This window comes from Anabaenopsis elenkinii CCIBt3563 (assembly GCF_015245355.1).
Lineage (GTDB): Bacteria > Cyanobacteriota > Cyanobacteriia > Cyanobacteriales > Nostocaceae > Anabaenopsis > Anabaenopsis elenkinii.
This window is the reverse complement of record NZ_CP063311.1, coordinates 1,948,532-1,973,854: the sequence shown is the minus strand read 5'-3', so window position 1 is coordinate 1,973,854 and position 25,323 is coordinate 1,948,532. Positions and strand designations below refer to the sequence as shown.

The 25,323-nt window shown below is 44.0% G+C and carries 16 protein-coding genes, 3 tRNA genes and 3 rRNA genes; 10 read left to right on the top strand and 12 right to left on the bottom strand.

The window, feature by feature from the left end; genetic code table 11:
• Positions 1-261: 261 nt before the first annotated feature.
• Both dapA and IM676_RS08735 read right to left on the bottom strand, forming a co-directional pair.
• Positions 262-1,146, bottom strand: coding sequence for a 4-hydroxy-tetrahydrodipicolinate synthase (gene dapA, locus IM676_RS08740; RefSeq protein WP_200989822.1), 885 nt, complete (start codon positions 1,144-1,146; stop codon positions 262-264).
• A 135-nt stretch (positions 1,147-1,281) separates the two neighbouring features.
• Positions 1,282-2,331 (bottom strand): aspartate-semialdehyde dehydrogenase, encoded by a 1,050-nt coding sequence (locus IM676_RS08735; protein ID WP_200989821.1) that lies wholly within the window; start codon positions 2,329-2,331, stop codon positions 1,282-1,284.
• Between the two features lie 779 nt (positions 2,332-3,110).
• Here IM676_RS08735 and tig point away from each other — a divergent pair.
• The 4 genes from tig (at position 3,111) to IM676_RS08715 (ending at position 7,854) form a co-directional block, all read left to right on the top strand.
• Complete coding sequence (gene tig, locus IM676_RS08730; RefSeq protein ID WP_200989820.1) at positions 3,111-4,532, top strand: trigger factor; 1,422 nt, start codon at positions 3,111-3,113, stop codon at positions 4,530-4,532.
• Between the two features lie 276 nt (positions 4,533-4,808).
• Positions 4,809-5,507 carry an ATP-dependent Clp endopeptidase proteolytic subunit ClpP gene (clpP, locus tag IM676_RS08725; protein WP_200989819.1) on the top strand — a complete coding sequence of 233 codons (699 nt, stop codon included), beginning with the start codon at positions 4,809-4,811 and terminating at the stop codon, positions 5,505-5,507.
• Between the two features lie 9 nt (positions 5,508-5,516).
• Positions 5,517-6,851: an ATP-dependent protease ATP-binding subunit ClpX gene (gene clpX / locus IM676_RS08720; RefSeq protein WP_200989818.1), complete on the top strand. Its 1,335-nt coding sequence runs from the start codon at positions 5,517-5,519 to the stop codon at positions 6,849-6,851.
• 97 nt (positions 6,852-6,948) lie between these two features.
• Positions 6,949-7,854, top strand: coding sequence for an alpha/beta fold hydrolase (locus tag IM676_RS08715; protein WP_200989817.1), 906 nt, complete (start codon positions 6,949-6,951; stop codon positions 7,852-7,854).
• Between the two features lie 46 nt (positions 7,855-7,900).
• Here the strand turns inward: IM676_RS08715 and IM676_RS08710 are convergent, their stop codons facing one another.
• Positions 7,901-8,884, bottom strand: a complete 984-nt coding sequence (locus IM676_RS08710) for a GntR family transcriptional regulator (RefSeq protein ID WP_200989816.1) — start codon at positions 8,882-8,884, stop codon at positions 7,901-7,903.
• A gap of 206 nt (positions 8,885-9,090) precedes the next feature.
• On the opposite strand from IM676_RS08710, the gene IM676_RS08705 reads away from it, so the two are divergent.
• Both IM676_RS08705 and IM676_RS08700 read left to right on the top strand, forming a co-directional pair.
• Positions 9,091-9,840, top strand: a complete 750-nt coding sequence (locus IM676_RS08705; RefSeq protein WP_200989815.1) for a dienelactone hydrolase family protein — start codon at positions 9,091-9,093, stop codon at positions 9,838-9,840.
• A 178-nt stretch (positions 9,841-10,018) separates the two neighbouring features.
• Positions 10,019-10,921 carry a S1 RNA-binding domain-containing protein gene (locus IM676_RS08700; protein ID WP_200989814.1) on the top strand — a complete coding sequence of 301 codons (903 nt, stop codon included), beginning with the start codon at positions 10,019-10,021 and terminating at the stop codon, positions 10,919-10,921.
• A 144-nt stretch (positions 10,922-11,065) separates the two neighbouring features.
• On the opposite strand, the gene IM676_RS08695 is transcribed toward IM676_RS08700, so the two are convergent.
• Positions 11,066-11,150 (bottom strand) — tRNA-Ser (locus tag IM676_RS08695).
• Positions 11,151-11,295: 145 nt separating this feature from the next.
• Entirely contained in the window at positions 11,296-12,201 is a 906-nt protein-coding gene (locus IM676_RS08690) for a TIGR04168 family protein (RefSeq protein ID WP_200990136.1), read from the bottom strand.
• 149 nt (positions 12,202-12,350) lie between these two features.
• Between IM676_RS08690 and nadA the strand changes: the two genes are divergently transcribed.
• Together nadA and IM676_RS08680 are read left to right on the top strand one after the other, a co-directional pair.
• Positions 12,351-13,325 carry a quinolinate synthase NadA gene (gene nadA, locus IM676_RS08685; RefSeq protein ID WP_200990135.1) on the top strand — a complete coding sequence of 325 codons (975 nt, stop codon included), beginning with the start codon at positions 12,351-12,353 and terminating at the stop codon, positions 13,323-13,325.
• A 40-nt stretch (positions 13,326-13,365) separates the two neighbouring features.
• Positions 13,366-13,518 (top strand): hypothetical protein, encoded by a 153-nt coding sequence (locus tag IM676_RS08680; RefSeq protein ID WP_200989813.1) that lies wholly within the window; start codon positions 13,366-13,368, stop codon positions 13,516-13,518.
• A gap of 195 nt (positions 13,519-13,713) precedes the next feature.
• Here the strand turns inward: IM676_RS08680 and rrf are convergent.
• The 5 genes from rrf to IM676_RS08655 all read right to left on the bottom strand — a co-directional run bounded on the left by rrf (position 13,714) and on the right by IM676_RS08655 (position 18,809).
• Positions 13,714-13,831 (bottom strand): 5S ribosomal RNA (rrf, locus tag IM676_RS08675).
• 58 nt (positions 13,832-13,889) lie between these two features.
• Positions 13,890-16,714: ribosomal RNA gene (locus tag IM676_RS08670) — 23S ribosomal RNA — on the bottom strand.
• A 256-nt stretch (positions 16,715-16,970) separates the two neighbouring features.
• Positions 16,971-17,043, bottom strand: a tRNA-Ala gene (locus IM676_RS08665).
• 80 nt (positions 17,044-17,123) lie between these two features.
• A tRNA-Ile gene (locus IM676_RS08660) sits at positions 17,124-17,197 on the bottom strand.
• Between the two features lie 123 nt (positions 17,198-17,320).
• A 16S ribosomal RNA gene (locus IM676_RS08655) occupies positions 17,321-18,809 on the bottom strand.
• The 16S, 23S and 5S rRNA genes sit together here with 2 tRNA genes alongside, the layout of an rRNA operon.
• Before the next feature lie 312 nt (positions 18,810-19,121).
• Here IM676_RS08655 and glyQ point away from each other — a divergent pair.
• Both glyQ and IM676_RS08645 read left to right on the top strand, forming a co-directional pair.
• Positions 19,122-20,009, top strand: coding sequence for a glycine--tRNA ligase subunit alpha (gene glyQ / locus IM676_RS08650; protein ID WP_200989812.1), 888 nt, complete (start codon positions 19,122-19,124; stop codon positions 20,007-20,009).
• 414 nt (positions 20,010-20,423) lie between these two features.
• The gene (locus IM676_RS08645) at positions 20,424-22,805 is read left to right on the top strand and encodes a ComEC/Rec2 family competence protein (RefSeq protein WP_200989811.1); all 2,382 of its coding nucleotides are present in this window, start codon (positions 20,424-20,426) and stop codon (positions 22,803-22,805) included.
• Between the two features lie 97 nt (positions 22,806-22,902).
• On the opposite strand, the gene IM676_RS08640 is transcribed toward IM676_RS08645, so the two are convergent.
• Positions 22,903-24,264, bottom strand: a complete 1,362-nt coding sequence (locus IM676_RS08640; RefSeq protein ID WP_200989810.1) for an NAD(P)/FAD-dependent oxidoreductase — start codon at positions 24,262-24,264, stop codon at positions 22,903-22,905.
• Between the two features lie 216 nt (positions 24,265-24,480).
• Positions 24,481-25,293 (bottom strand): Uma2 family endonuclease, encoded by an 813-nt coding sequence (locus IM676_RS08635; RefSeq protein ID WP_200989809.1) that lies wholly within the window; start codon positions 25,291-25,293, stop codon positions 24,481-24,483.
• Positions 25,294-25,323 lie beyond the last annotated feature (30 nt).

Here is a 25,323-nt window from a genome sequence, read left to right as displayed (position 1 = left end):
TTGTTTGAGATTGTTCATTTATTACTTTTATAAAAGGATTTGACATAATATAACTTTTATCTAATCTCTGTACTCTGAGGTCAGCCTCTATAGGTTTACATCTCTGGTTAGTTTAATCCCATACCTCACTCAACTAGAATATCAATATATCTACCAGATTTATAGCCGAGTAATTTTAGTTGTAACCCAGTTAAAATCACTCTCATTGTTGATGTACATCTTGAGAAACCACAAGTTAGTAACCATGCAACAAGTTGCTATCTAAATTAAATCAAGTTCTTGCATTACTAGTTTTAACTTATCAGTAACATCTGGGTCAGCTTCACATAGGGGTAAACGAGTTGAACCGACATCCCAACCTTGAAGTTTCAATGCTTGTTTAATGGGAATGGGATTTGTAGTTAAAAATAAAGCTTTGAACAATGGAAATAGCTGTAGATGAATTTCGTTGGCACTAGGGATTTTTCCTACACTAAAAGCTTGAATCATCTGCTGTAGTTGATTACCTACTAGATGAGAAGCTACACTTACGACACCCATAGCCCCGATTGCTAACAAGGGCAAGGTTAAGGAGTCATCTCCAGAGTAAATCTGAAATTCTTTTGGTGTCAAGCGCCGGATTTCACTGGCTTGATCTAAATTGCCACTAGCTTCTTTTATACCAACAATATTATTAATTTCCGCTAATCTAGCAACGGTGTCTGGAGTTAGGTTTTGACCAGTACGCCCTGGGACATTATATAACAGTATTGGTAGTTCTGGACAGGCGTGGGCGATGGCTTGAAAGTGTTGGTAGAGACCTGATTGTGGTGGTTTGTTGTAATAAGGTACAACCTGTAATGAACCATGTACCCCTATTGTAGCAGCTTTTTCGGTGGCGGCGATCGCTTCTTTTGTAGAATTAGAACCACATCCCGCTATTACCTTAGCTTTTCCCCTCACCGCTTGCAATACTTCCACAAACAACTGGTATTCCTCTTCCCAACTGAGGGTAGGGGATTCACCTGTTGTCCCACATACTACCAATGTATCTGTACCGTTGTTAGCTAGATGTGCTGCTAGTTCTACAGCTACATCATAGTTGACACTACCGTCTGTTTTGAACGGCGTAATCATAGCGGTTAAAACTCTGCCAAATTCTCCCACCCTGTTTCACTCCTAATTAGCCTTTGACTTTTTTATCTTTTGGTGGTTCTCTATTTTCATAACCTATTGCTCAAGCAAGGGTAATTGAATCAGGTTGATTTTTATACCCACAAATATTTGAGATTCCATTGCCTATTATTTTTCAGTAGAAACGTAGGTTTTTTCAGGTTTTAGTAGATTTTTTTCTACTAATAATTCGGCAATTTGGACTGCATTCAACGCCGCTCCTTTACGGATTTGGTCACCGGAAAGCCAAAGTTCCAAGCCGCATGGGTGAGAAATATCCTGACGAATTCTCCCTACTAGAACTTCGTCCTGATATGTTGCTTCCATAGGCATAGGAAAGTAATTCCTTTCCCAATCTTCGACTAATTTTACTCCAGGAGAGCGACTTAAAATTTTCCTGGCTGTATCTGGACTAAATGGGTTTTCAAATTCTAAATTAATTGCTTCAGAATGGGCCCGTAGTACTGGAACCCGAATACAAGTAGCAGTAATTCTAATTTTTGGATCGTTAAAAATTTTCCGGGTTTCGTTGACCATTTTCATTTCTTCCTCACAGTAACCCAAGTTGTTTAAAGCTGAGTTATGTGGGAATAAATTAAAGGCTAATGGGTAAGGCAAAACTTCCGTCACTGGTTGCTGTCCTTGTAGGATAGCACTAGCTTGGGTTTTGACTTCTGCCATGGCTTTGGCACCTGCGCCGCTTGCTGATTGATAGGTTGAGACTACAATCCGTTTGATAGGGCTAATTTGATGCAGAGGCCAAATTGCCACTGACATCAAGATTGTTGTGCAGTTGGGGTTGGCGATAATACCTTTGTGGTTAGCAGCCGCTAGGGGATTCACCTCTGGTACTACCAAGGGAATTTCCGGGTTCATCCGAAAGGCGCTGGAATTATCTATTACTACCGCACCTTTTTCCACAGCCACTGCTGCCCAAGTTTTGGATGTAGAACCCCCAGCACTGGCTAGAACTAAGTCCAGATTTTCCAAGGTGCGATCGCTTACCAATTCTACTGGTAAATCCTCACCTTTAAACCGCAGCGATCGCCCTACACTACGCTCCGATGCTAATAACTTCAACTCCCTTACTGGAAAGTTACGGCTTTCTAGTAATTCTAGCAACTCTGTGCCGACAGCACCGGTGGCTCCCAAAATAGCTACACGATAGGATTTTGACAAATTGGCTTTCTCCTTTTCCTCATTTTAATTGTTCTTTTTCCAACAGATGACATTTTATACTTATGTTTCTAAATAGCGATGGCCGATTTTGAATAATTTGTTTAATTCTATGGGATTTTTCGCAAAAAAGAGCATTTATTTTCTAGCTTACATTAAGTTAGACATATTTAATTTAACTAGTATTGCCCCTCCACTCCTCCAGTTATCCGGAAAATTAAATTATATAATACTATTATACAACAGAGTGATATCCAGTAAAAAAAAGGAGTATCTACACTTGAGCATAGTGTAATTCTCAAAGTTGGAAACTCAACGACTCTCTAGATAGTTAAGTAGGTTGTGAATCACGATGGATGTACTATGATCCAGATGGACTGCAACCCGTAAAGTTAAAAGTGTAGCTTTCTGTTTAGGTAAAAGTCACTTTCAGACCCACAAGGTAGACCGACCCAACAGTAGAAGCATTGCTAGCAGATGATACAACTTGAGAAGCACATATGACCGTATTTCAGAAAAAAAGAACTGTTCAAGTCCTTGTAGAACTACAAGTTTCCATATTTAAAGCTACGGCAATAAATTGTCAAGTCCTTTGCCATCACCGGTAAACTGAATATCTACTGAAAACACTCATCCATATAATAATATTATGGGATTTTGAGTCACTTGTGGGTTCCTCCCATTCCCAGGGCAAGAAGAGCAATCAACCCACAGACGCGGTCAATCGCATCAAGTGCCTGCTGGGAAACAAAAAAAATCAGAAATAAATACACAGAAGAAACATGAAAGTTACCCAGGAAAAACTTCCCGCCAGCCAAATCGGTTTGGAAATCGAGATTACGCCAGAAATTACCAAGCAAACTTACGAACTGGTGATTAAAAACTTAGCCAGTAGTACAAGTATTCCTGGGTTTCGTAAAGGTAAAGTCCCACGGCCAATATTGCTACAACGGTTGGGTATAAATCGCATTAAAGCAGCGGCGCTGGAAGAAATAGTTCAAGATGGAGTGGAAAAAGCACTCAAACAAGAAGAAATACTGGCAATTGGACAACCACAACTACGGAGTTCCTTTGAGGAATTGATTAGTAATTATGAACCCGGACAACCCCTGACCTTTTTAGCGGCTGTAGATGTAGAACCAGAAGTTAATCTGGTACAGTATACTGGTTTAACAGCTAAAGCCGAGGAAATCAAATACCAACCTAGTCGAGTTGATGAAGTCCTGGAGAAGGAAAGAGAACAGCTGGCGACCCTGATTCCTGTGGAAGGACGTGCGGCTGAAATTGGTGATGTCGCTGTCGTGGATTTTCAAGGTGTGCTGGCTAAAGGTGAAGGCGAAGACGAAACAGCCGAACCAACGCCAATTCCCGGTGCTCAAGCCACAGGTTTTCAACTGGAATTACAAGAAGATAAATTTATCCCCGGCTTTGTATCAGGGATGGTGGGGATGAATCCGGGAGAAACCAGAGAAATTTCCGCTCAGTTCCCAGATCCTTACGCTAACGAAGATTTAGCTGGAAAAGCAGCAATTTTCACAGTTACACTTAAAGAACTCAAGGAAAAAGAACTACCAGAATTAAACGATGACTTCGCTCAGGAAGTTAGTGAATTTGAAACATTGGATGAGCTGCGTGCTTCTTTAGAAGCACGATATCAAAAAGAGGCTGAGGAAAAAACCAAATCGAACCAGCAGCAAGCTTTGTTGGCAGAAATGCTCAAGTACGTGGAGGTTGACTTACCACAAACCTTGATTGACAAAGAAATAGACGCGATGCTCACACAAACAGCAATGCGGCTTTCTCAGCAAGGATTAGATGTAAGACAACTGTTTACCCAAGAAATCATTCCCCAATTACGGGAGCGATCTCGTGATGAGGCCATTGAACGCCTGAAACAGTCTTTGGGATTACTTGAAGTCGCTAAACGTGAATCTATCGAGGTGACGCCAGAAGAAGTGGAAACTAGAGTCGCTGAAATCATGGAACAGTACGCAGACCAAGAGGTTGACGCCCAAAGAATGCGCTCAGTAGTGGAAAACGAACTGTTAACTGAAAAAATAGTCGATTGGCTTCTAGAACACTCATCAGTTGAACTTCTTCCTGAAGGATCTCTGAGTTCCCCTGCGAAAATTTCCGGCGATTCAGAGACACCTGTAGATCAGTCTGAGGAACAAAGCATCTCCCCTAGTACAGAATCAATATAATTGTTCTGGAGACAAGATTTATACTGTCTATACAAGAAAGTGCTGAGTAACAATTTTTCTGGCTCGGTACTTCCTTGTGGGAGCGTGATTAATCACTTCACCAAACCAAATGTCAGGACAATATTGTCGGAATATTAGCGTGGCTGCGGTGTTTACCCACAGCTATATATATAAGGCATAATGGTTAACAAATAGCGCAAATAAAACTGCATCAGTTCACAAGGCAGTAATAACTGCTAGAAAACCCCTCCTAACTTAATTCTCAATTGTTCTCATATGCTTCTATCCCAATCGGGAAATCATCCCATCCATAGTTTAAGCACAATCAAAATTAGCTCTCACTTGAGCCAACCCAGCAACATTGTACCGATGGTGGTAGAACAGTCTGGCATGGGAGAACGTGCTTTTGATATTTACTCCCGCTTGCTGCGAGAGCGAATTATCTTCTTGGGTACTCCCATAGATGATGCTGTGGCTAATTCCATTGTTGCTCAATTGCTGTTTTTAGACGCCGAAGATTCAGAAAAAGATATTCAGTTGTATATCAATTCCCCCGGAGGTTCTGTCTACGCGGGTATGGCAATTTATGATACAATACAGCAAATCCGCCCGGATGTTGTTACTATATGTTTTGGATTAGCCGCAAGCATGGGGGCTTTCCTGTTGGCAGCAGGTTCTGCTGGTAAACGTATGTCTTTACCTGACTCTCGCATCATGATTCACCAACCACTGGGTGGCGCTCAAGGTCAAGCCATTGATATTGAGATTCAAGCGCGAGAAATTCTTTATGTGAAGGCTAAGTTGAATCAGTTACTCAGTCATCATACTGGTCAACCCCTAGAAAGACTTGAGGCAGATACCGAACGCGACTTTTTTATGTCGGCAGAAGAAGCCAAAAACTACGGTTTGATTGATCAAGTCATCTCCAGACAAAATATTCCCACTGCCGGGGAAAACGTCACCATTCTGAAATAAGAGGCTGGTATGTCTAAGTACGACTCCCATTTAAAATGTTCGTTCTGTGGCAAGTCGCAAGAGCAGGTTCGTAAATTAATCGCAGGTCCGGGAGTCTACATCTGCGATGAATGCGTTGACTTGTGTAATGAAATCCTGGATGAAGAGCTACTGGACACGAATACAGCTGCGTCACAACCAGCACCAAGGTCAGAAACACCTCCAAAACGTCGTGCCCGCTCTTCTAATCTCTCATTGAACCAAATTCCCAAACCTAGAGAAATTAAAAAATATCTAGACGAACATGTGATCGGTCAAGACGAGGCCAAAAAAGTTTTGTCAGTTGCAGTGTATAACCACTACAAGCGGCTAGCAGTCATTCAATCGAAAGGTAAAAATGGCGCAGACGATGCTGTAGAACTGCAAAAGTCTAATATTTTGTTAATCGGTCCGACTGGTTGTGGTAAAACCCTCTTGGCTCAAACCTTAGCCACAATCTTGGATGTCCCCTTTGCTGTGGCTGATGCCACGACACTCACAGAAGCAGGTTATGTGGGTGAAGATGTAGAAAATATCCTGCTGCGACTGTTACAAGTGGCAGATTTGGATGTGGAAGAAGCCCAGCGGGGAATTATTTACATTGATGAAATAGATAAAGTAGCTCGCAAGAGTGAAAATCCTTCGATTACACGGGATGTTTCCGGTGAAGGCGTCCAGCAAGCTTTGCTGAAAATGTTAGAGGGAACTATCGCCAATGTGCCACCTCAAGGAGGTCGTAAGCATCCTTATCAAGATTGTATCCAGATTGATACGAGCAATATTCTCTTTGTTTGTGGGGGTGCCTTCGTGGGTTTAGAGAAGGTAGTAGAGCAAAGAGTGGGTAAAAAGTCAATGGGTTTTGTACAACCGGGAGACAGTCAGTCCAAAGAAAAGCGGGCCGCTGATACTCTGCGCCATCTCGAACCCGATGACTTAGTTAAGTTTGGTATGATTCCCGAATTTATTGGACGAGTACCAATGGTGGCTGTGGTAGATCCTTTGGATGAAGAGGCGCTGATGGAAATTCTCACCCAACCACGCAGTGCTTTGGTGAAACAGTACCAAAAGCTGCTCAACATGGATAATGTCCAGTTAGATTTTAAACAGGATGCTTTGCGGGCGATCGCTCAAGAAGCCTACCGCAGAAAAACCGGAGCTAGAGCCTTGCGCGGTATTGTGGAAGAACTAATGCTTGATGTCATGTATGAATTACCGTCCCGTCAGGATGTCACTCGGTGCATGATTACTAAGGAAATGGTAGAGAAGCGCTCAACAGCTGAATTAATCGTACATCCCTCTTCCCTACCTAAGCCAGAATCAGCTTAGTTATCATTAGTCATTGGTCATTGGTCATTGGTTATTGGTCATTGGCTTTTGACTTTTGATTTTTGATTTTTGATTTTTGATTTTTGATTGTGAACAAATGGCTTATATTTGTGTTCGTGGTGTTGAGCATTACTATGAGTGGGTGAAAAAACCATCTGGTTCCTTGGTAAAGCCAGTAATGGTTTTTATTCATGGTTGGGGGGGATCAGCGAGGTACTGGAAAAGTACGGCTGATGCTCTAGCAGACCGATTTGATTGTTTACTCTACGATTTGCGTGGTTTTGGTCGTTCTCGAGGAAAACCTAACATAGCCACAGTCAGGGAATCTGTTGTAACCTCCGAGTCAAACCCAAAAAAAACATTAGCAGTTAAAGAGTTAACCTATGAGTTAGAAGAATATGCCGAGGATTTAGCAATTTTACTAGATGAGTTGCAAGTCCGGCAGGTTTATATTAACTCTCATTCCATGGGTGCATCTATTGCAACATTGTTTATTAACCGCTATCCCCAACGAGTAGAACAAGGTATATTAACCTGTAGCGGCATTTTTCAGTACGACGAAAAGGCCTTTACGACTTTTCATAAGTTTGGTAGTTATGTAGTCAAATTCCGTCCTAAGTGGCTAAGTAAAATACCTTTAGTTGACAGAATATTCATGGCTAGATTCTTGCACAGACCCATTGCTAGTTCTGAACGTCAGGCTTTTTTGCAAGATTTTCTCCAAGCGGACTATGATGCAGCATTGGGAACAATTTATACTTCAGTTAGTAAAGCTCAGGCGGAGTTAATGCCTCGGGAATTTGCCAAGGTGCAAGTACCAATTTTGCTAGTGGCTGGTGAGTATGACCAGATTATTCCCGCGGAAATGGGTCGTCAGGCCGCATCGGGCAGTGACAAGATTAAGTTTACTATTATTCCTAATACATCCCATTTTCCTATGTTGGAAGATGCTTCAACTTACTTACAACAAGTGCAAGAGTTTTTGCGGCTGAGTCAGGTATAAACATAGATAAACATCAGATAAATTTCAGATTGGAAAACCTACGTGGCTAAAGTCCCAGTTCACGTTTTAACAAATTAACCGATGCAGTCCCAATGTAATTTTCCACTTTAATCAGTTTGGGTGGACGAATGATCTCTTCTAGTGATGCTTGTAGTGCGGCCTGTACAGTGGGGAAACTGGCTTGGTCGGTGATAATTACTTCCGCCCGCTTGACAATGGCTCTGATTTGATAAGCATCTTTTGGCTGGGAAGTCATGATTAATAGTTCATCGCCTCGTAAACCATGAAGAATTGCTTGTGCAGCACGAACAATCCCGGAACTCAGACTCACTATACCTACACAATTCTCCTTTGGTAAGCTTTTGAGTAGTTCCAGTTCTTTGCTGTAGTCGTAGATATCCAGGGGAATCACACGCACGCCTTTCGGGGCGGAGATCGCCTCTACATCGCTGATAAAATAACGATTTGTCACGACTGTAGCCGAAGTAGTTTTATCTAACACTGCGGTTAATTCTTCTATGGCTACTAATTGTACAGGTCTGTTGAGAGATATTTCTAATTCATACACCATCAGTTCCCCGGCACCTGTATCATGAGAGGGAACTGCAACCAATACTTGGGCGCTACAACTTAAGCGCCAATCAATTTCACCTAAAAATATTTCCCGGGCTTCATGTAGTGAATAGCCTTGAGATAACATCTCATCCACTGCTTTTTGCACTAGTTTATACCCATCTTCAGTTTCTTTTCTGATGAATGGGTATTGCAGCTTGCTACCGTATTCATGACCTTGACTTCGTACATAAATTCCCGAACCGGCTATACTTTCTACAAAACCGTTCTCTTCCAACTGACGGTAAACCTTGCTAATGGTATTACGGTGTAAACCAGTTTGCATTGCTAACGCTCTTGTACTTGGCAATTTGTATCCGGGTGGATATTGTCGGGAGGCGATGGCAAACTGAATTTGATTAAATAGCTGATTGGAAGCGGGTATTTCACTGTCTGGCTGAATACGGAATTTAATCATGACCAAACCTATTGATATTAGTAAAGCTAACTAAATAAGTGTATTGATTAGTATTAGCTATTTTATATACGGTTTTATTTTGTTCACAGAAAAAATTTTTTCCCCCAGAGTGTTTGCTAATTGATAATTTTCCAAAGAGCTATATTTACTGGCATAGTGATATCAAATCATCAAATACCTGATTACACAACACAAAGAAAAGTTTTATGCCAGAAAAAATTATACAGACAGCGAAGGTGAAAATTTCCCAAGATAATCTGCAAATATCTGCTTATTTAGCACAGCCACAAGCACCTGGTTCTTATCCCGGTGTTGTGGTGTTACAAGAGATTTTTGGTGTCAATGTTCACATTCGGGAAGTTACAGAACGAATTGCTCAACAAGGATATGTAGCGATCGCCCCAGCACTTTTTCAACGTCAAGCCCCTGATTTTGAAACAGGCTATACCCCAGAAGATATCGAAATTGGCAGAAAATATGCTTGGACACAGACTCAAGCATCAGAGTTATTGCGTGATATTCAATCAGCCATTGACTATCTTAAAACCCTACCCCACGTGAAACCCGATAGTTTTGGCTGTATTGGCTTTTGTTTTGGTGGTCATGTAGCTTATCTTGCTGCTAGCCTAGCAGATATCAAAGCTACTGCTTCCTTCTACGGTGCTGGTATTACTACTCGCACCCCAGGGGGTGGCCATCCCACCATCACCCGTACCCCAGATATTCAAGGCACAATATATACCTTCTTTGGCATGGAAGATGCCAGCATCCCTGCGGCACAGGTGGATAAAATTGCCGCACAATTAGAAAAATATAAAATTTCTCATCGTGTGTTTCGCTACGATGGATCTGACCACGGATTTTTCTGTAACCATCGCGCCAGCTATAATCCTCAAGCCGCGGCTGATGCTTGGGAGCAGGTCAAACAACTTTTTGGTAGGGTGTTAGGAGGCTAGAGAGAAAAGCAAGGGGGAGGTTTCCCGATTGGAGACTATTCAAACTATTTTGGTTGTTTTACCTACCAAATAATCATGCCATAATTACCTAACGCTCCTACTAGCTGGGAAGTTGTTGGGAGTTTAGTAAAACTCCAGTGACATCACATCAAATAATAATTTATCTTTATTAATCGTCATGAACTCCGAATCGAAACTTTCTCAACTAGCCAATTCGTCTTTTACTATGGACGATTTTGCCAAAGCACTAGAAGTACACGACTACCAGTTTCAAAAGGGACAAGTTGTAAGTGGGAAGGTATTTCAACTTGACCCCGATGGAGCCTATGTAGATATTGGTGGCAAATCATCGGCTTTTCTCCCCCGTGATGAGGCTTCTTTGACAGCAGTCACAGATTTATCGCAAGTGCTGTCATTGCATGAGGAACTAGAGTTTCTGATTATCCGAGAGCAGGATGCAGAGGGTCAAGTTACCCTTTCCCGAAAACAGCTGGAAATTCGGCAAATCTGGGAAAGACTCGTAGAAATGCACGAAGGGGGTCAAACGGTGCAAGTCAGGGTCACGGGTGTGAATAAAGGAGGTGTTACTGTTGATCTGCTTTCTTTAAGAGGGTTTATTCCGCGATCGCACTTAGCCGAGCGTGATCATCTAGAAATGCTCAAAGGCCAAAGTTTGACTGTCAGTTTTTTAGAAATTAATCCTGACACCAAAAAACTGATACTTTCCCAACGTTTGGCGACTCGTTCGAGTAGCTTCAGCTTATTAGAACTCAATCAGCTAGTAGAAGGCAAAATTACTGGTATTAAACCTTTTGGAGTATTTGTAGATTTAGATGGTCTGAGTGCCTTACTACATATTAAGCAAGTCAGCCAAAAATTTATTGACTCTCTAGAAAAAGTCTTTCAAATTGGTCAAACAATTAAAGCTGTAATTATTGACTTAGATGAGGGTAAAGGTCGCGTGGCTCTCTCTACCCGGATTTTAGAAAATTTCCCCGGTGAAATACTGGAGAATTTTGATGAAGTCATGGCTTCAGCCGAAGCGCGTGCTAATCGAGCTAGTAACAAATCTGCGGAATAGTTGCACAGTTTCACGCCAATTTTCAGGGCTTTTGGTCTTGGCGTGAACGATGATTTCTGAGATTTCAGGTAAATTAGCTATTTTCAGCTTGAGCCAAGTCTGGCAACTGTTTGATGTTTGAAAGATACTTAGGATATTCTTCAACGGAGAGGGGGAGATTCGAACTCCCGGAGGTTTTAGCCTCATCCGATTTCAAGTCGGACGCAATCGACCACTCTGCCACCTCTCCAATAAAACTGTCGAGCCTATCATAAATACACGACAGTATAGCATTATAGCGCTTTTGCCGAATATTTACAAGCCGACAGATAATACTATATCTCATCATGTACACAGATTGCACTACTGAAGGCAAATATCTCTAACCAGTTCCCCTATCGGCTATACAAAATTTCCTCTGTGGTCACCTGGAAATCATAGCCTACCCACACTAAGGAGACTTGGGACACCTCTCCTGCTTCTAGGGAGACAATGGAAAAATTACGCAGCCTTTGCCCTTGATCATCCAAAATCCTGGGTACATTTGCTGCGTTTAAGTAAATGGTTCCCTCTGGACTTTTAAATACAGCTTTGCGCTGCTGTTTTTTCGTATGTCTGAGGGTGCGGTGCATATGACCAAAGGTCACTAGGGGAATGCGTTTACCAGCGTTGAGAGTTTGAGAAATTGCGGCGGCAAGGTCTGGATCGCCAAAGTCACCGCCGATGGGATGCCAGTCCTTACCGCAGGGATCTTCAGGGCGATCGCCTAAACCACTCGGACCATTGTGACCCAGAAAAATAATTGTGTCATGGGCAGCGCTTTTTGCGGCTTTGGCGATCAGGGCGGTGGATTCCTCCATACTTGTTACACCATAGCGTTGTTGCACGATGTCCGCAAATTTCCACTCTGATCCACCCCAGGTAAAAGGACGACCTCCCACCACAGTTAAATTCCAGGTAGTAAAATCGAGTTTACTGTAACCTACGTGGACTGGCCCTAATAAATCGAGTTGTTCTTGTACCCAATCTGACTGAGAACGGTCATAAGGACATTTGCGCCGTCCCCATTCCGTGGCAGTATACCAGGCATCATGGTTTCCCATCACTGCTGCTTTGGGAATGTCCAGGGAGGCGATCGCTTTGACCACATCCACCGATTCATTACCAAAATCGCCCACAAACAGCACTAAGTCAACACCTAGATACTTGAGTGCAATGCCATCTTCTACTTCCCATTGGTCGTGAACATCTCCAACTACAGCAATTTTTAGGGTTATTGATTTGGTTTTCTGACTGGTCATGCCACTTTCCTTGCCCTCTATATCCAGCATATGAAACTCCGCCGGATTTGCACAGAACCGAAGGGATATCCACCCCTACTATTTTTGGTAAAAACTACTATAATTGAATCCACAGAACAAAAATGTGGAACTTAAGGCAACTCCTAACTGTGTTTACCACCGCACTACCTCAACAAGACAAAACCCAACCGGGTGAACTACCACTAGACTTATTTAGTGCTATTGAGAGTCTTAAAAAGGATCTCAATGCCGTGATCCTGGCTCATTACTATCAAGAACCGGATATTCAGGATATCGCCGACTTTATTGGCGATTCCTTACAATTAGCCAAGGCTGCAGCCCAGACAAATGCAGATGTGATCGTCTTTGCTGGTGTTCACTTTATGGCGGAGACAGCAAAGATACTTAATCCTGATAAGTTGGTGCTTTTACCAGATTTAAATGCTGGTTGTTCTTTAGCAGACAGTTGTCCACCAAAAGCTTTTGCAGCCTTTAAAGCAGCACATCCAGATCATCTGGTAGTTTCATACATCAATTGCTCTGCTGACATTAAAGCCATGAGCGACATTATCTGCACCAGTTCCAATGCTGTCAAAATTGTGCAACAAATACCAGCGACACAGCCGATTATTTTTGCCCCGGATCGGAATCTGGGACGGTATGTCATGGAACAAACGGGAAGAGACTTGTTGTTATGGGAAGGCAGCTGTATTGTTCATGAAACATTTTCTGAAAAGAAAATTGTGCAGTTGAAAATTACACATCCACAAGCAGAAGTGATCGCCCACCCAGAATGTGAGACTAATCTATTACGCCATGCCAGTTTTATTGGCTCTACAGCCTCTTTACTGAAATATTGTCAACATAGTCCCAGTAATAAATTTATTGTTGCTACAGAGCCGGGAATCATTCACCAAATGCAAAAACTAGCCCCCCACAAACAGTTTATTGCTGCTCCACCGATAAATAATTGTAGTTGTAATGAGTGTCCCTTTATGCGCTTAAATACCTTAGAAAAATTGTACTGGGCGATGAAAAACCGCACACCTGAAATTACCATGGCAGAAGAGATACGTATGGCGGCGTGGGAACCCATTCAACGAATGTTAGAAATGAGTAGTTAATTTCAGGTAAGCCAAGATTATCTACCGTCAATTTAAACACATGACTAAATCCCCCGGACTTCAGTCGGGGGATCATCTGAAACTAGATGAGGAAGAAAAGCGATTGCATTTTGGTGATCAACCCAAGCTGGCTTTTAGTCGCCCTGTCTGCCGTACAGACAGACGCCGACAGGTAGATGGGATGAATGCGTAGCACCTTTAGCTGTAGTGATTAATTTAAATTAGTCAGATTTCCTATCAGAACAGGCAATGCTTAATTTGGTAACAATCCTCAAAATCTCCACAATACTGAACTGAGATAACCGAATTTTTGTAGAAGTCGGTTATCTGAATATTATTCGCATAAAACAAAAGACCCCTTAGATAGGAGTCTTTTGTATAAAAATAAACCTGGCATCGAGCTATTTTTGCGGAGGGCTACCCCTCAACTATCGTGGCCGCTGCAGCGTTTCACCTCTGAGTTCGGGAAGGGATCAGTGTGGTTCCACCGCGCCATAGACACCAGGAAAGATTGTTGAGTCACAGGACCCTGAAGACTGCAAGTAACGCGAAAACCAGAGTAATGAGGTCAAGCCCTCGGTCTGTTAGGACTCCTCAGCTACATACATTACTGTACTTCCACTTAGAGCCTATAAACGGGTGTTCTGCCCGTGACCTTACCTACTTAAGTAGTGAGAGCACTCATCTTGAGGTGGGCTTCCCACTTAGATGCTTTCAGCGGTTATCCGCTCCGCACTTAGCTACCCAGCGTCTACTCCTGGTGGAATAACTGGTACACCAGCGGTGCGTCCTTCCCGGTCCTCTCGTACTAAGGAAGGCTCCTCTCAATGCTCTTACGCCTGCACCGGATATGGACCGAACTGTCTCACGACGTTCTGAACCCAGCTCACGTACCGCTTTAATGGGCGAACAGCCCAACCCTTGGGACGTACTTCCGCCCCAGGTTGCGATGAGCCGACATCGAGGTGCCAAACCTCCCCGTCGATGTGGACTCTTGGGGGAGATCAGCCTGTTATCCCTAGAGTAACTTTTATCCGTTGAGCGACGGCCATTCCATTCTGTGCCGTCGGATCACTAAGGCCGACTTTCGTCCCTGCTTGAGTTGTCACTCTTGCAGTCAAGCTCTCTTTATGCCTTTACACTCGCCGCACGGTTTCCAAGCGTGCTGAGAGAACCTTTGCGCGCCTCCGTTACCTTTTAGGAGGCGACCGCCCCAGTCAAACTGCCCACCTGAAACTGTTCCTACACCCGCTGAGGGTGCTAGGTTAGAATTCTAGCTTCGCCAGAGTGGTATCTCACCGTTAGCTCCATACCCCCCACAAGGGGTACTTCTGTGCTTCCCACCTATCCTGCGCAAGCCAAGCCCGAACACAATTCCAGGCTACAGTAAAGCTTCATAGGGTCTTTCTGTCCAGGTGCAGGCAGTCCGTATCTTCACAGACATTCCTATTTCGCCGAGTCTCTCTCTGAGACACCATCCAGATCGTTACGCCTTTCGTGCGGGTCGGAACTTACCCGACAAGGAATTTCGCTACCTTAGGACCGTTATAGTTACGGCCGCCGTTCACCGGGGCTTCGGTCGTCAGCTTCAGGGCGAACCCCTGACCGACTTCCTTAACCTTCCGGCACTGGGCAGGCGTCAGCCCCCATACGTCCTCTTTCGAGTTAGCGGAGACCTGTGTTTTTGGTAAACAGTCGCCTGGATCTCTTCACTGCGACCCACTCTCGTGGGCACCCCTTCTTCCGAAGTTACGGGGCCATTTTGCCGAGTTCCTTAGAGAGAGTTATCTCGCGCCCCTTGGTATTCTCAACCTCCCTACCTGTGTCGGTTTCGGGTACGGGTAAGATGCTTTCATCACATTACCAGCTTTTCTTGGCACTTTCCTTCACCATGCGGAGTTCGTAAACCCCTCCCAAACCAATTAGGGTATGGCTATCTTTCATGCGTCCCTGGCAATGCTCCCACATCTTAGTCAGGGATTATTCACCCTGTGTCCATCGACTACGCCTTTCGACCTCGCCTTAGGTCCCGACTAACCCTCCGCGGACGAACCTGCCGGAGGAACCCTTAGGGTTTCGGGGCATTGGATTCTCACCAATGTTTTCGCTACTCAAGCCGACATTCTCACTTCCGTTTCGTCCACAGCTGCTCGCCGCTACTGCTTCTACCTATGACGGAACGCTCCCCTACCGATTAATTGCTTAATCCCACAGCTTCGGTACATCACTTAGCCCCGTTCATTTTCGGCGCAAGATCGCTTGACTAGTGAGCTATTACGCACTCTTTCAAGGGTGGCTGCTTCTAGGCAAACCTCCTAGTTGTCTATGCAATCTCACCTCCTTTCTCACTTAGTGATGATTTGGGGACCTTAGCTGGTGGTCTGGGCTGTTTCCCTCTTGACAATGAAGCTTATCCCCCACTGTCTCACTGGCAATGTGTGCTCTGGGTATTCTGAGTTTGTCTCGATTTGGTACCGGTCTCCCAGCCCGCACCGAAACAGTGCTTTACCCCCCAGATATATTCATTACCGCTGCGCCTCAACACATTTCGGGGAGAACCAGCTAGCTCCTGGTTCGATTGGCATTTCACCCCTAACCACAGCTCATCCGCTGATTTTTCAACATCAGTCGGTTCGGACCTCCACTTGGTGTTACCCAAGCTTCATCCTGGCCATGGTTAGATCACCAGGGTTCGGGTCTATAAACACTGATCTATGCGCCCTTTTCAGACTCGGTTTCCCTTTGGCTCCAGCATTTTCGCTTTAACCTACCAGTGCCTATAAGTCGCCGGCTCATTCTTCAACAGGCACGCGGTCATCCGTTTAATCGGACTTCCACTGCTTGTAGGCTAACGGTTTCATGTTCTATTTCACTCCCCTTCCGGGGTTCTTTTCACCTTTCCCTCGCGGTACTGGTTCACTATCGGTCACACAGTAGTATTTAGCCTTACGAGATGGTCCTCGCTGATTCACATGGGATTCCTCGTGCCCCATGCTACTCGGGATTCAGCTACTATCCTTGAGTTTTCGACTACAGGACTTTCACCTTCTTTGGTGCAGTATTTAGCTGCTTCGTCTAACCGCCAGATTCGATATCGCTGTCCCACTACCCCAAGGGATATATCCCTTGGTTTAGGCTCCTCCCCTTTCGCTCACCACTACTCAGGGAATCTCTTTTGATTTCTTTTCCTCCAGCTACTAAGATGTTTCAGTTCGCTGGGTTGGCTCTTTCCTGCCTATATATTCAGCAGGTAGTCTTTAGGGTTGCCCCATTCGGAAATCTCCGGCTCTTAGTTTGCTTCCAACTCCCCGGAGCATATCGTCGGTAACCACGTCCTTCTTCGCCTCTGTGTGCCTAGGTATCCACCGTTAGCCCTTATTAGCTTGACCACTTTACATTGGTTTTTCCACTGCAAACACTTTCTTTTGATTGTCTGTGTCTGCCTGCTTTTTTTCGCGTTACTATGCAGTTTTCAAGGTTCTGGCTGGATATAATTCCAGCAGTTCGATTGTGGGTACAATCAATTGCTGAATTTTTCCGGAATTATTATTATATCATACTTTGGTAATCAGTACGATGACATTTATATTTTTCCTGGACTTTTTGACCTAAAAGACATTCTTGCGTTGTCGTTTTTACACAAGGTGGAGATTAGCGGACTCGAACCGCTGACATCCTGCTTGCAAAGCAGGCGCTCTACCAACTGAGCTAAACCCCCATCTAACAACTTGTAATCTTTGGTTTGTCATTCATATTTAACTACTATTGACACACTTTTGATTACTGATTATTTTCAGGTGGGCCATCCTGGACTCGAACCAGGGACCTCACCCTTATCAGGGGTGCGCTCTAACCACCTGAGCTAATAGCCCATTATCCGAACCCAACCTATAGTTTGAAAGCTAACCGCAAATTTTCGCGACCGACCTAGGAATGACCATCTCAGTATCTATTTACTTTGTGTGTTCGATATCTGAGGGGTATAGGTCTCCCTAAAAGGAGGTGATCCAGCCACACCTTCCGGTACGGCTACCTTGTTACGACTTCACCCCAGTCACCAGTCCTACCTTCGGCGTCCCCCTCTCCTAAAAGTTGGGGTAACGACTTCGGGCGTGACCAGCTTCCATGGTGTGACGGGCGGTGTGTACAAGGCCCGGGAACGAATTCACTGCAGTATGCTGACCTGCAATTACTAGCGATTCCTACTTCACGCAGGCGAGTTGCAGCCTGCGATCTGAACTGAGCTACGGTTTATGAGATTTGCTTCACATCGCTGTGTCGCCGCCCTTTGTCCGTAGCATTGTAGTACGTGTGTAGCCCAAGACGTAAGGGGCATGCTGACTTGACGTCATCCCCACCTTCCTCCGGTTTGTCACCGGCAGTCTCTCTAGAGTGCCCATCTTCATGCTGGCAACTAAAAACGAGGGTTGCGCTCGTTGCGGGACTTAACCCAACATCTCACGACACGAGCTGACGACAGCCATGCACCACCTGTGTTCGCGCTCCCGAAGGCACTCCCACCTTTCGGCAGGATTCGCGACATGTCAAGTCTTGGTAAGGTTCTTCGCGTTGCATCGAATTAAACCACATACTCCACCGCTTGTGCGGGCCCCCGTCAATTCCTTTGAGTTTCACACTTGCGTGCGTACTCCCCAGGCGGGATACTTAACGCGTTAGCTCCGGCACGGCTCGGGTCGATACAAGCCACGCCTAGTATCCATCGTTTACGGCTAGGACTACTGGGGTATCTAATCCCATTCGCTCCCCTAGCTTTCGTCCCTCAGTGTCAGTTGCGGCCTAGTAGAGCGCTTTCGCCACTGGTGTTCTTCCTGATATCTACGCATTTCACCGCTACACCAGGAATTCCCTCTACCCCGAACGCACTCTAGCTGTGTAGTTTCCACCGCTCTGATGAGGTTAAGCCTCATTCTTTAACAGCAGACTTACATAGCCACCTGCGGACCCTTTACGCCCAATCATTCCGGATAACGCTTGCATCCTCCGTATTACCGCGGCTGCTGGCACGGAGTTAGCCGATGCTTATTCCTCAGGTACCGTCATTTTTTTCTTCCCTGAGAAAAGAGGTTTACAACCCAAGAGCCTTCCTCCCTCACGCGGTATTGCTCCGTCAGGCTTTCGCCCATTGCGGAAAATTCCCCACTGCTGCCTCCCGTAGGAGTCTGGGCCGTGTCTCAGTCCCAGTGTGGCTGATCATCCTCTCAGACCAGCTACTGATCGTCGCCTAGGTGCGCCTTTACCACACCTACTAGCTAATCAGACGCGAGCTCACCTTCAGGCAGCAAGCCTTTCACCTCTCGGCATATCCGGTATTAGCCACCGTTTCCAGTGGTTGTCCCCGACCTGATTGCAGATTCTCACGCGTTACTCACCCGTCCGCCACTATCTCCTAAGAGACCGTTCGACTTGCATGTGTTAAGCATACCGCCAGCGTTCATCCTGAGCCAGGATCAAACTCTCCGTTTTGAATTGTTTGTTTTAGCTCTTTTGACTGCTCTTTTTTAACTTCAGTCTAGTTAGTTTATTGATTTGACGCGGAATATTTGCTGTCTTATCGCTTTCAAACTATAATATTTTCATGGTTCGGTGTCCCTGTTTGATGCCGCTCTCGGCGCTCGTCTCTCAGGCACTTATCCAATATAGCGAGCGTCCCTAGCTTTGTCAACTCTTTTTTTCCCAAAATCTCAACTTTTTTTTTCATGTCTCTGAAAGTCCCCACAGTGCTAGGTTGTAGGCAACAATAGTGTATGCACTTTGGTGACTAAGGAAAGGTATAGCGTGAATTTTCAGTCGATCATTACTTTATTGCATCAGTTCTGGGGTCAACGTGGTTGCTTAATTGCCCAACCATATGACATTGAAAAGGGTGCGGGTACTAAAAACCCCCACACCTTTTTAAGAGCACTCGGTCCAGAACCCTGGGCTGTTGCTTATGTTGAACCGTGTCGTCGTCCTACTGATGGACGCTACGGTGAAAACCCCAATCGCTTTCAACACTATTATCAGTATCAGGTTCTGATTAAACCGTCGCCAGATAATATTCAAGAAATTTACCTTGATTCTTTGAGGGTTTTAGGCATTTGTCCGGAAGACCATGATATTCGGTTTGTGGAAGATAACTGGGAAGATGCGACGGTGGGTGCGTGGGGTACTGGTTGGGAAGTTTGGTTAGATGGGATGGAAATTACGCAATTTACCTACTTCCAACAATGCGGGGGAATCGATTGTCATCCTGTTTCCATTGAAATTACTTACGGTTTAGAACGACTGGCGATGTACCTTCAGCAAGTGGAGGCGATAACTAAGATTACTTGGACAGATAAGATCACTTATGGTGATATTTTTCTCCAAAGTGAGATTGAGCAGTGTACTTATAACTTTGAAGGCTCTAATCCTGAGTTGCTATTGACGCTATTTAATTTATATGAGCAGGAGGCGGGCCAATTAACTGAACGTGGTTTGGTCGTACCGAGCCTGGATTATGTGATGAAGTGTTCACATACGTTCAATTTACTGGATGCTAGAGGTGTAATTTCGGTGACGGAGAGAACTCGTTATATTGCTAGGATTCGTCATTTGGCTCGGAAGGTTGCGCATCTATATGTTGAACAAAGGGAAAAGTTAGGTTTTCCCTTACTGAAGGGTATAGAAGTTTGTAGCTCTTAAATGTAAAAGAATAAAAGCAATAACAGGACTGAGGCAGAAGTAAGGTGATGAGAAATTAAAGCTTGCACTGAGTAAGAAGGGTGACATTTGACATTTAACCTCAAGATGTGAGGTTTTTGACCTCAGTCCTAACTAAGAGACGAACTGAGCAAGTTTATGAGCCTGAAGAGTTTTTATGTTTCCTTTACTTTTAGAGCTTGAGGAGATACTTACTTTTCCAGAGCTACTCGGTGATTAGCGGGCATCTTGCCCGCTCTACAATAAATTTTGATATATTTTCTTATTTAGCAGTCTTTTAACCTTAAGCATAAATAGAGTTTTGCGGCTGGTAGTCAGTTCTTTAGCAATAGGTACAGGGGTTTTTAGGGCTAAAGCCCTGATGACAAACAAGTAGTTCCATTGAATGAGTGACTTATGGTTCAGACGAGTGGTGTGGTTATCTGTCTTGGTTTTATTTTAGGGTTGTTGTTTACCGCATTACCCGGGGGTGGGTTTTGGGTTTTAGGTTTAGGGATGGTGGGAGCGCTTCTGTTTAGAAACCGCAGATTATTAGTGAAGGCTACAAAATACGAAAGTGATGACATTAAAACTAAGGGATTGACGAATATTGGGCAAAATACCCCTGATTCTAAAATATGGCTAGTTGCTGGGTTACTGGGACTATTAGCAAGTATCTACTTTCAATGGAGAGTACCACAACCCGAACCGCAAGATATTAGTACATTGGTGGCGTCGGAAAATAATATTAATAATCAGCAACAATTGGTGATTGTGCGTGGTGAGGTGGTAAATAGTCCCCGTTTGACGCGCAATCAGCGGGGACAATTTGTGTTAGCAGCTACCCAGGTTGATGAAGTCAAGAATGAAACAGTCCCGGTAGACTTAACTAAAGGGGTAAGGGGCAAATTATATGTGACCGTGCCCATACTTCAGGCTACTGGGTTATATCCTGGTCAACAAATTGCTGTGACTGGAGTTTTATACAAGCCAAAGACAGCATCCAATCCTGGTGCTTTTGATTTTCAGAAGTTTCTTAATTACCAAGGAATATTCGCGGGTTTGAGTGGAAGACAGATTAATGTTCTGGATCGATATGAGGAGCGTAGGTGGGGATGGTGGGAAGTTCGACAGCGAATTTTGCGATCGCACACACAAACCCTAGGTGTTCCCCAAGGTCCATTGGTAAGTGCAATGGTGTTAGGTAGCAAAGCAGTTGATTTACCCCACGATACCCGTGATTTGTTTATCAAAGCTGGATTGGCTCACACGTTAGCAGCTTCAGGATTTCATGTGTCTTTAGTCTTGGGTTTGGTACTCCAGTTGACAAGGGGAGCCTCTGGGAGAACAAAGTTTATTTTTGGCTGTTTAGCCTTAATTATTTTCCTGAGTTTAACGGGGTTCCGACCTTCGGTACTGCGTGCGGTAATTATGGGTTTTGCTGCTTTAGTCGGTTTATTATTACAAAGGAAAGTTAAACAATTTGGCTCCCTGTTATTAGCAGCAACTTTATTATTGTTAATTAACCCGCTGTGGATTTGGGATTTAGGCTTTCAACTGAGCTTTTTAGCAACACTAGGGTTAGTTGTTACAGTTCCTGCATTGGTAAAACGGTTAGACTGGTTACCACCAGTCATTGCTTCTTTAATTGCTGTTCCCCTGGCTGCGACAATTTGGACTTTACCTGTGCAACTTTTTGTGTTTGGGGTGGTTCCTGCTTATGGGGTGTTACTGAATATGATCAGCACGCCTTTGATTGTTGCCATTAGTATAGGTGGAATTATTAGTGCCATAGCGGGATTAGTTTGGCCTACGGGTGGTAGCATCTTAGCCAGTATATTATACTACCCTACTGACTGGCTATTGAAGTTAGTACAATTATTTAGTAAATTTCCCGGTAATTCCCTCAGTTTGGGTAGTATATCTACGTGGCAATTATTAGCCATATATGCACTGGTGATTTTAGTTTGGCTAGTACCTTGGTGGCAAAAACGCTGGTTATTTGCCAGTTTAATGGCCATGGGTTTGCTGATCATCCCGTTTTGGCATTCTGCCAATACATTATTTAGAATCACAGTTCTAGCTACAGGTAAAGAACCAGTTGTAGTCATTCAAGACCGAGGAAAGGTAGCACTAATTAATAGTGGAACCCAGGGGACTGGACGCTTTACTATTCTACCATTTCTACAACAGCAGGGCATTAATCAAATAGATTGGGCGATCGCCTTTGGCAATGGACACAGCAGAATTGGGACTATAAATCAAGATAGCAGTGCTTGGTTGGAGATTATACAAAATGTACGAATCCAGAATTTTTATGAATATTCGCCCAACCTGAAAAATACCATTCCTACTCAGGCAATTCAACAGCAAGTGCAACAGCAACAAGGAATCTACCAAGCTTTAGCAGCGGGTCAAATAGTCAATACTGGTTCAGTAACTATGCAATTAATTAATGAGAGGTTGCCGATTTTACAATTGCAAATTGAAGGCCAGAATTGGCTATTGGTAGGTGATGTTACGGTTCAAGAGGTGGAAGAGTTAGCCAGAATAGGTAGCTGGTTACGTCCGCAAGTCCTGTGGTGTAGTCCTGAGTCTTTGGCAGATTTAGTACCAATGCTGAAACCACAGGTAGCAATAACTTCTTATAATAATCTGGAATCAGAAACCTTATCTGATCTGAGTGAAAACCAAACACAGCTATTTTTTACTAGAGATGATGGTGCTATCCAATGGACACCTAATAATCAATTTGAGGCCTTTGTTCAAGAAACTGAAAATAAATCTACGTTGTTTTAATGAAGTCATCTTGACTGTCCCCACCCCTAAAGGTGGGGGATTCGGTGCGTCAGTCAGGTTCCTTGCTGTTACAGCCTTACTTACCGGTGAGGGGGGTCTAAACGTTAACCGGACGCCTGTCTACTGGTGTTTGGTAATGAATATTACTCCCATCAGCCTCTAATTTTTTGGCAGAATCTTGGCCTGTAATCAATCTAGCCCCACGATTACGGGTAATATAATTCCATGCCCACTGAATCGTTACTACCAACTTATTGTCAAACTCAATTAAGAAGTAGATGTGAATCAATAACCAGAACAGCCATGCAAAGAAACCTTTTAACTTGATGAAACCCAAATCTACCACAGCGGAGTTTTGCCCAATCATTGCCAAACTACCGTGGTCGGTGTAATTGAAGGATGGCAAAGTCTGACCTTGAAGCCGTTTTTGAATCAGTGACGCGACATATTCTCCTTCTTGTTTAGCAACAGGTGCAACCCCTGGTAAGGGTTTGCCATGTTGATGGGAGAAATGAGCCAAATCACCAACTACAAAAATGTTATCATACCCCTTAATACTCAAGTCAGATTCTACAATCACACGACCGGCGCGATCGCACTGCGCACCTGTGCGTTCAGCTAAGACTTTTCCCATGGGTGAAGCTTTGACACCTGCAGCCCACAAAATAGTTTTAGACGCGATTTCTCTGACTTCCTCACCTTGTTTGAGGGTAACAATATCATTTTCAATCTTGGTTACCAAGGCTTTGGTCTCCACAACCACACCCAACTCCTTGAGAGATGCTGCAGCAGCTGCGGATAGATCTGGCGCAAAAGGTGGAAGGATACGATCCATTCCTTCTAAAAGTAAAACTTGGGTTTCTGAAGTGTCAATATTGCGGAAATCTTCTTTAAGAGTTTGGTACGCCAATTCCGCGATCGCCCCTGCCAATTCTACACCAGTCGGGCCGCCACCCACAATTACAAAGGTCAGTAGAGCTAGGCGTTTCTCTGGGTCTGTTTCTTGTTCTGCCGCTTCAAATGCCGAAAATATGCGCCGACGCATTTCTATAGCATCTTCTACAGTTTTCAACCCTGGCGCGAATTCTTCCCATTCATCCTTACCAAAATAAGAATGCTTCGCACCTGTAGCCACAATTAACGTATCATAGGGTACTCTTTTTTCCCCTATAATTACTTCCTGTGCCTCTGGATTAATATCATCTACTTCCCCCAGCAACACCTGAGTGTTTTTGCTCTTACTCAGCACAGAGCGTAATGGCGAGGAAATATCAGCAGGTGATAGCGTCCCCGTAGCAACTTGATATAACAGCGGCTGAAATAGGTGAAAATTACGTTTATCAATCAGGGTAACATTTACCTTCGCTTTACCAAGTGCCTTGGCCGCATACAGTCCACCAAAGCCTCCACCAACAATCACGACTTGATGTGGTGGGGCATTTTCAAGTGAATTTACCATAAATAATATTTCCTTCTGTTACCTTATTGTAACTATTCTTAACAAATTTGTATCAAAATTATCATATTTTTTCTGCTTGTTTTGAACATCCGAAAAAATAATTTAAGTAATCACAGCTACTAAAAATCTGGGTTGCTATAACTGATGACGATACTTCATATAGACTACTCATAAGTGAAGAGTCCCCCGGATTTTAGCCTAGGGGATTGTCAACCCTTACACAAGATTGTCAGGTTCAATACCTAATTCTCTTAAACGTTGAGCCAAAATAATTGCTCTCCTTTGGGCTTCATCCGCCCTTTGACGTTCAGTTTCAGCTTTTTGACGTTCAGTTTCAGCTTTTTGACGTTCAGTTTCAGCTTTTTGACGTTCAGTTTCAGCCTTTTGACGTTCAGTTTCAGCCCTTTGATATTCAGCTTCGGCTTTTTGAACTTCTTCTAAAACAGCTTCCTCAGGGGTAGGTACCAATTGTCCATCCCAATGAAAGTAACGTAATTTACCGTCAAAAATTCCCAAATATAACCCTAACTCTTGACTCCATAACCAACCCTGCTCAGTGGGTGTGACATCCTGATACTCACTCCCTACTAAACGAAATCCTGTTAACTCTAAAGTATTGGGTGAGAACCAAAAATACTCAGGAGTGCGAAACTGGTTTTGATATAGTTGTTTCTTTAACCCCCGGTCTACCTTAGCTGTAGACTCAGAGAGTAATTCAATAATCAAATTCGGGTAATTACCGTTTTCTTCCCATACTACCCAAGAAGTACGGGGGCGTTTTTCAGTATCTTTAACTAGAAAAAAGTCCGGGCCTCTAAACTCTCGATTTTTTAACTGTTGACGGCTATAGTAAATAGTCAGATTAGCGCCGATAAAGAAATCCTCCCTATCTCTCCACAACCACTCTAAGCACGTTACCAGTATCAATAGTTGTGTATAGTGTAAAGAACTCTCCATTTCCGGCTCATCACTGAGTAGTTGTGTGCAATCTGGCATTAATGCCTCTATTTCTTGTGCTGTTATAGCCATAGGTTTTATTTTGCACTATTTTCTATTTAT

What these genes read in the sequence shown, in the direction of transcription:
- tig (WP_200989820.1), top strand. Translation starts at nt 3,111, where the DNA reads ATGAAAGTTACCCAGGAAAAACTTCCCGCCAGCCAAATCGGTTTGGAA.
- clpP (WP_200989819.1), top strand. Translation starts at nt 4,809, where the DNA reads ATGCTTCTATCCCAATCGGGAAATCATCCCATCCATAGTTTAAGCACA.
- clpX (WP_200989818.1), top strand. Translation starts at nt 5,517, where the DNA reads ATGTCTAAGTACGACTCCCATTTAAAATGTTCGTTCTGTGGCAAGTCG.
- IM676_RS08715 (WP_200989817.1), top strand. Translation starts at nt 6,949, where the DNA reads ATGGCTTATATTTGTGTTCGTGGTGTTGAGCATTACTATGAGTGGGTG.
- IM676_RS08710 (WP_200989816.1), bottom strand. Translation starts at nt 8,884, where the DNA reads ATGATTAAATTCCGTATTCAGCCAGACAGTGAAATACCCGCTTCCAAT.
- IM676_RS08705 (WP_200989815.1), top strand. Translation starts at nt 9,091, where the DNA reads ATGCCAGAAAAAATTATACAGACAGCGAAGGTGAAAATTTCCCAAGAT.
- IM676_RS08700 (WP_200989814.1), top strand. Translation starts at nt 10,019, where the DNA reads ATGAACTCCGAATCGAAACTTTCTCAACTAGCCAATTCGTCTTTTACT.
- IM676_RS08690 (WP_200990136.1), bottom strand. Translation starts at nt 12,201, where the DNA reads ATGACCAGTCAGAAAACCAAATCAATAACCCTAAAAATTGCTGTAGTT.
- IM676_RS08680 (WP_200989813.1), top strand. Translation starts at nt 13,366, where the DNA reads ATGACTAAATCCCCCGGACTTCAGTCGGGGGATCATCTGAAACTAGAT.
- IM676_RS08645 (WP_200989811.1), top strand. Translation starts at nt 20,424, where the DNA reads ATGGTTCAGACGAGTGGTGTGGTTATCTGTCTTGGTTTTATTTTAGGG.
- IM676_RS08640 (WP_200989810.1), bottom strand. Translation starts at nt 24,264, where the DNA reads ATGGTAAATTCACTTGAAAATGCCCCACCACATCAAGTCGTGATTGTT.
- IM676_RS08635 (WP_200989809.1), bottom strand. Translation starts at nt 25,293, where the DNA reads ATGGCTATAACAGCACAAGAAATAGAGGCATTAATGCCAGATTGCACA.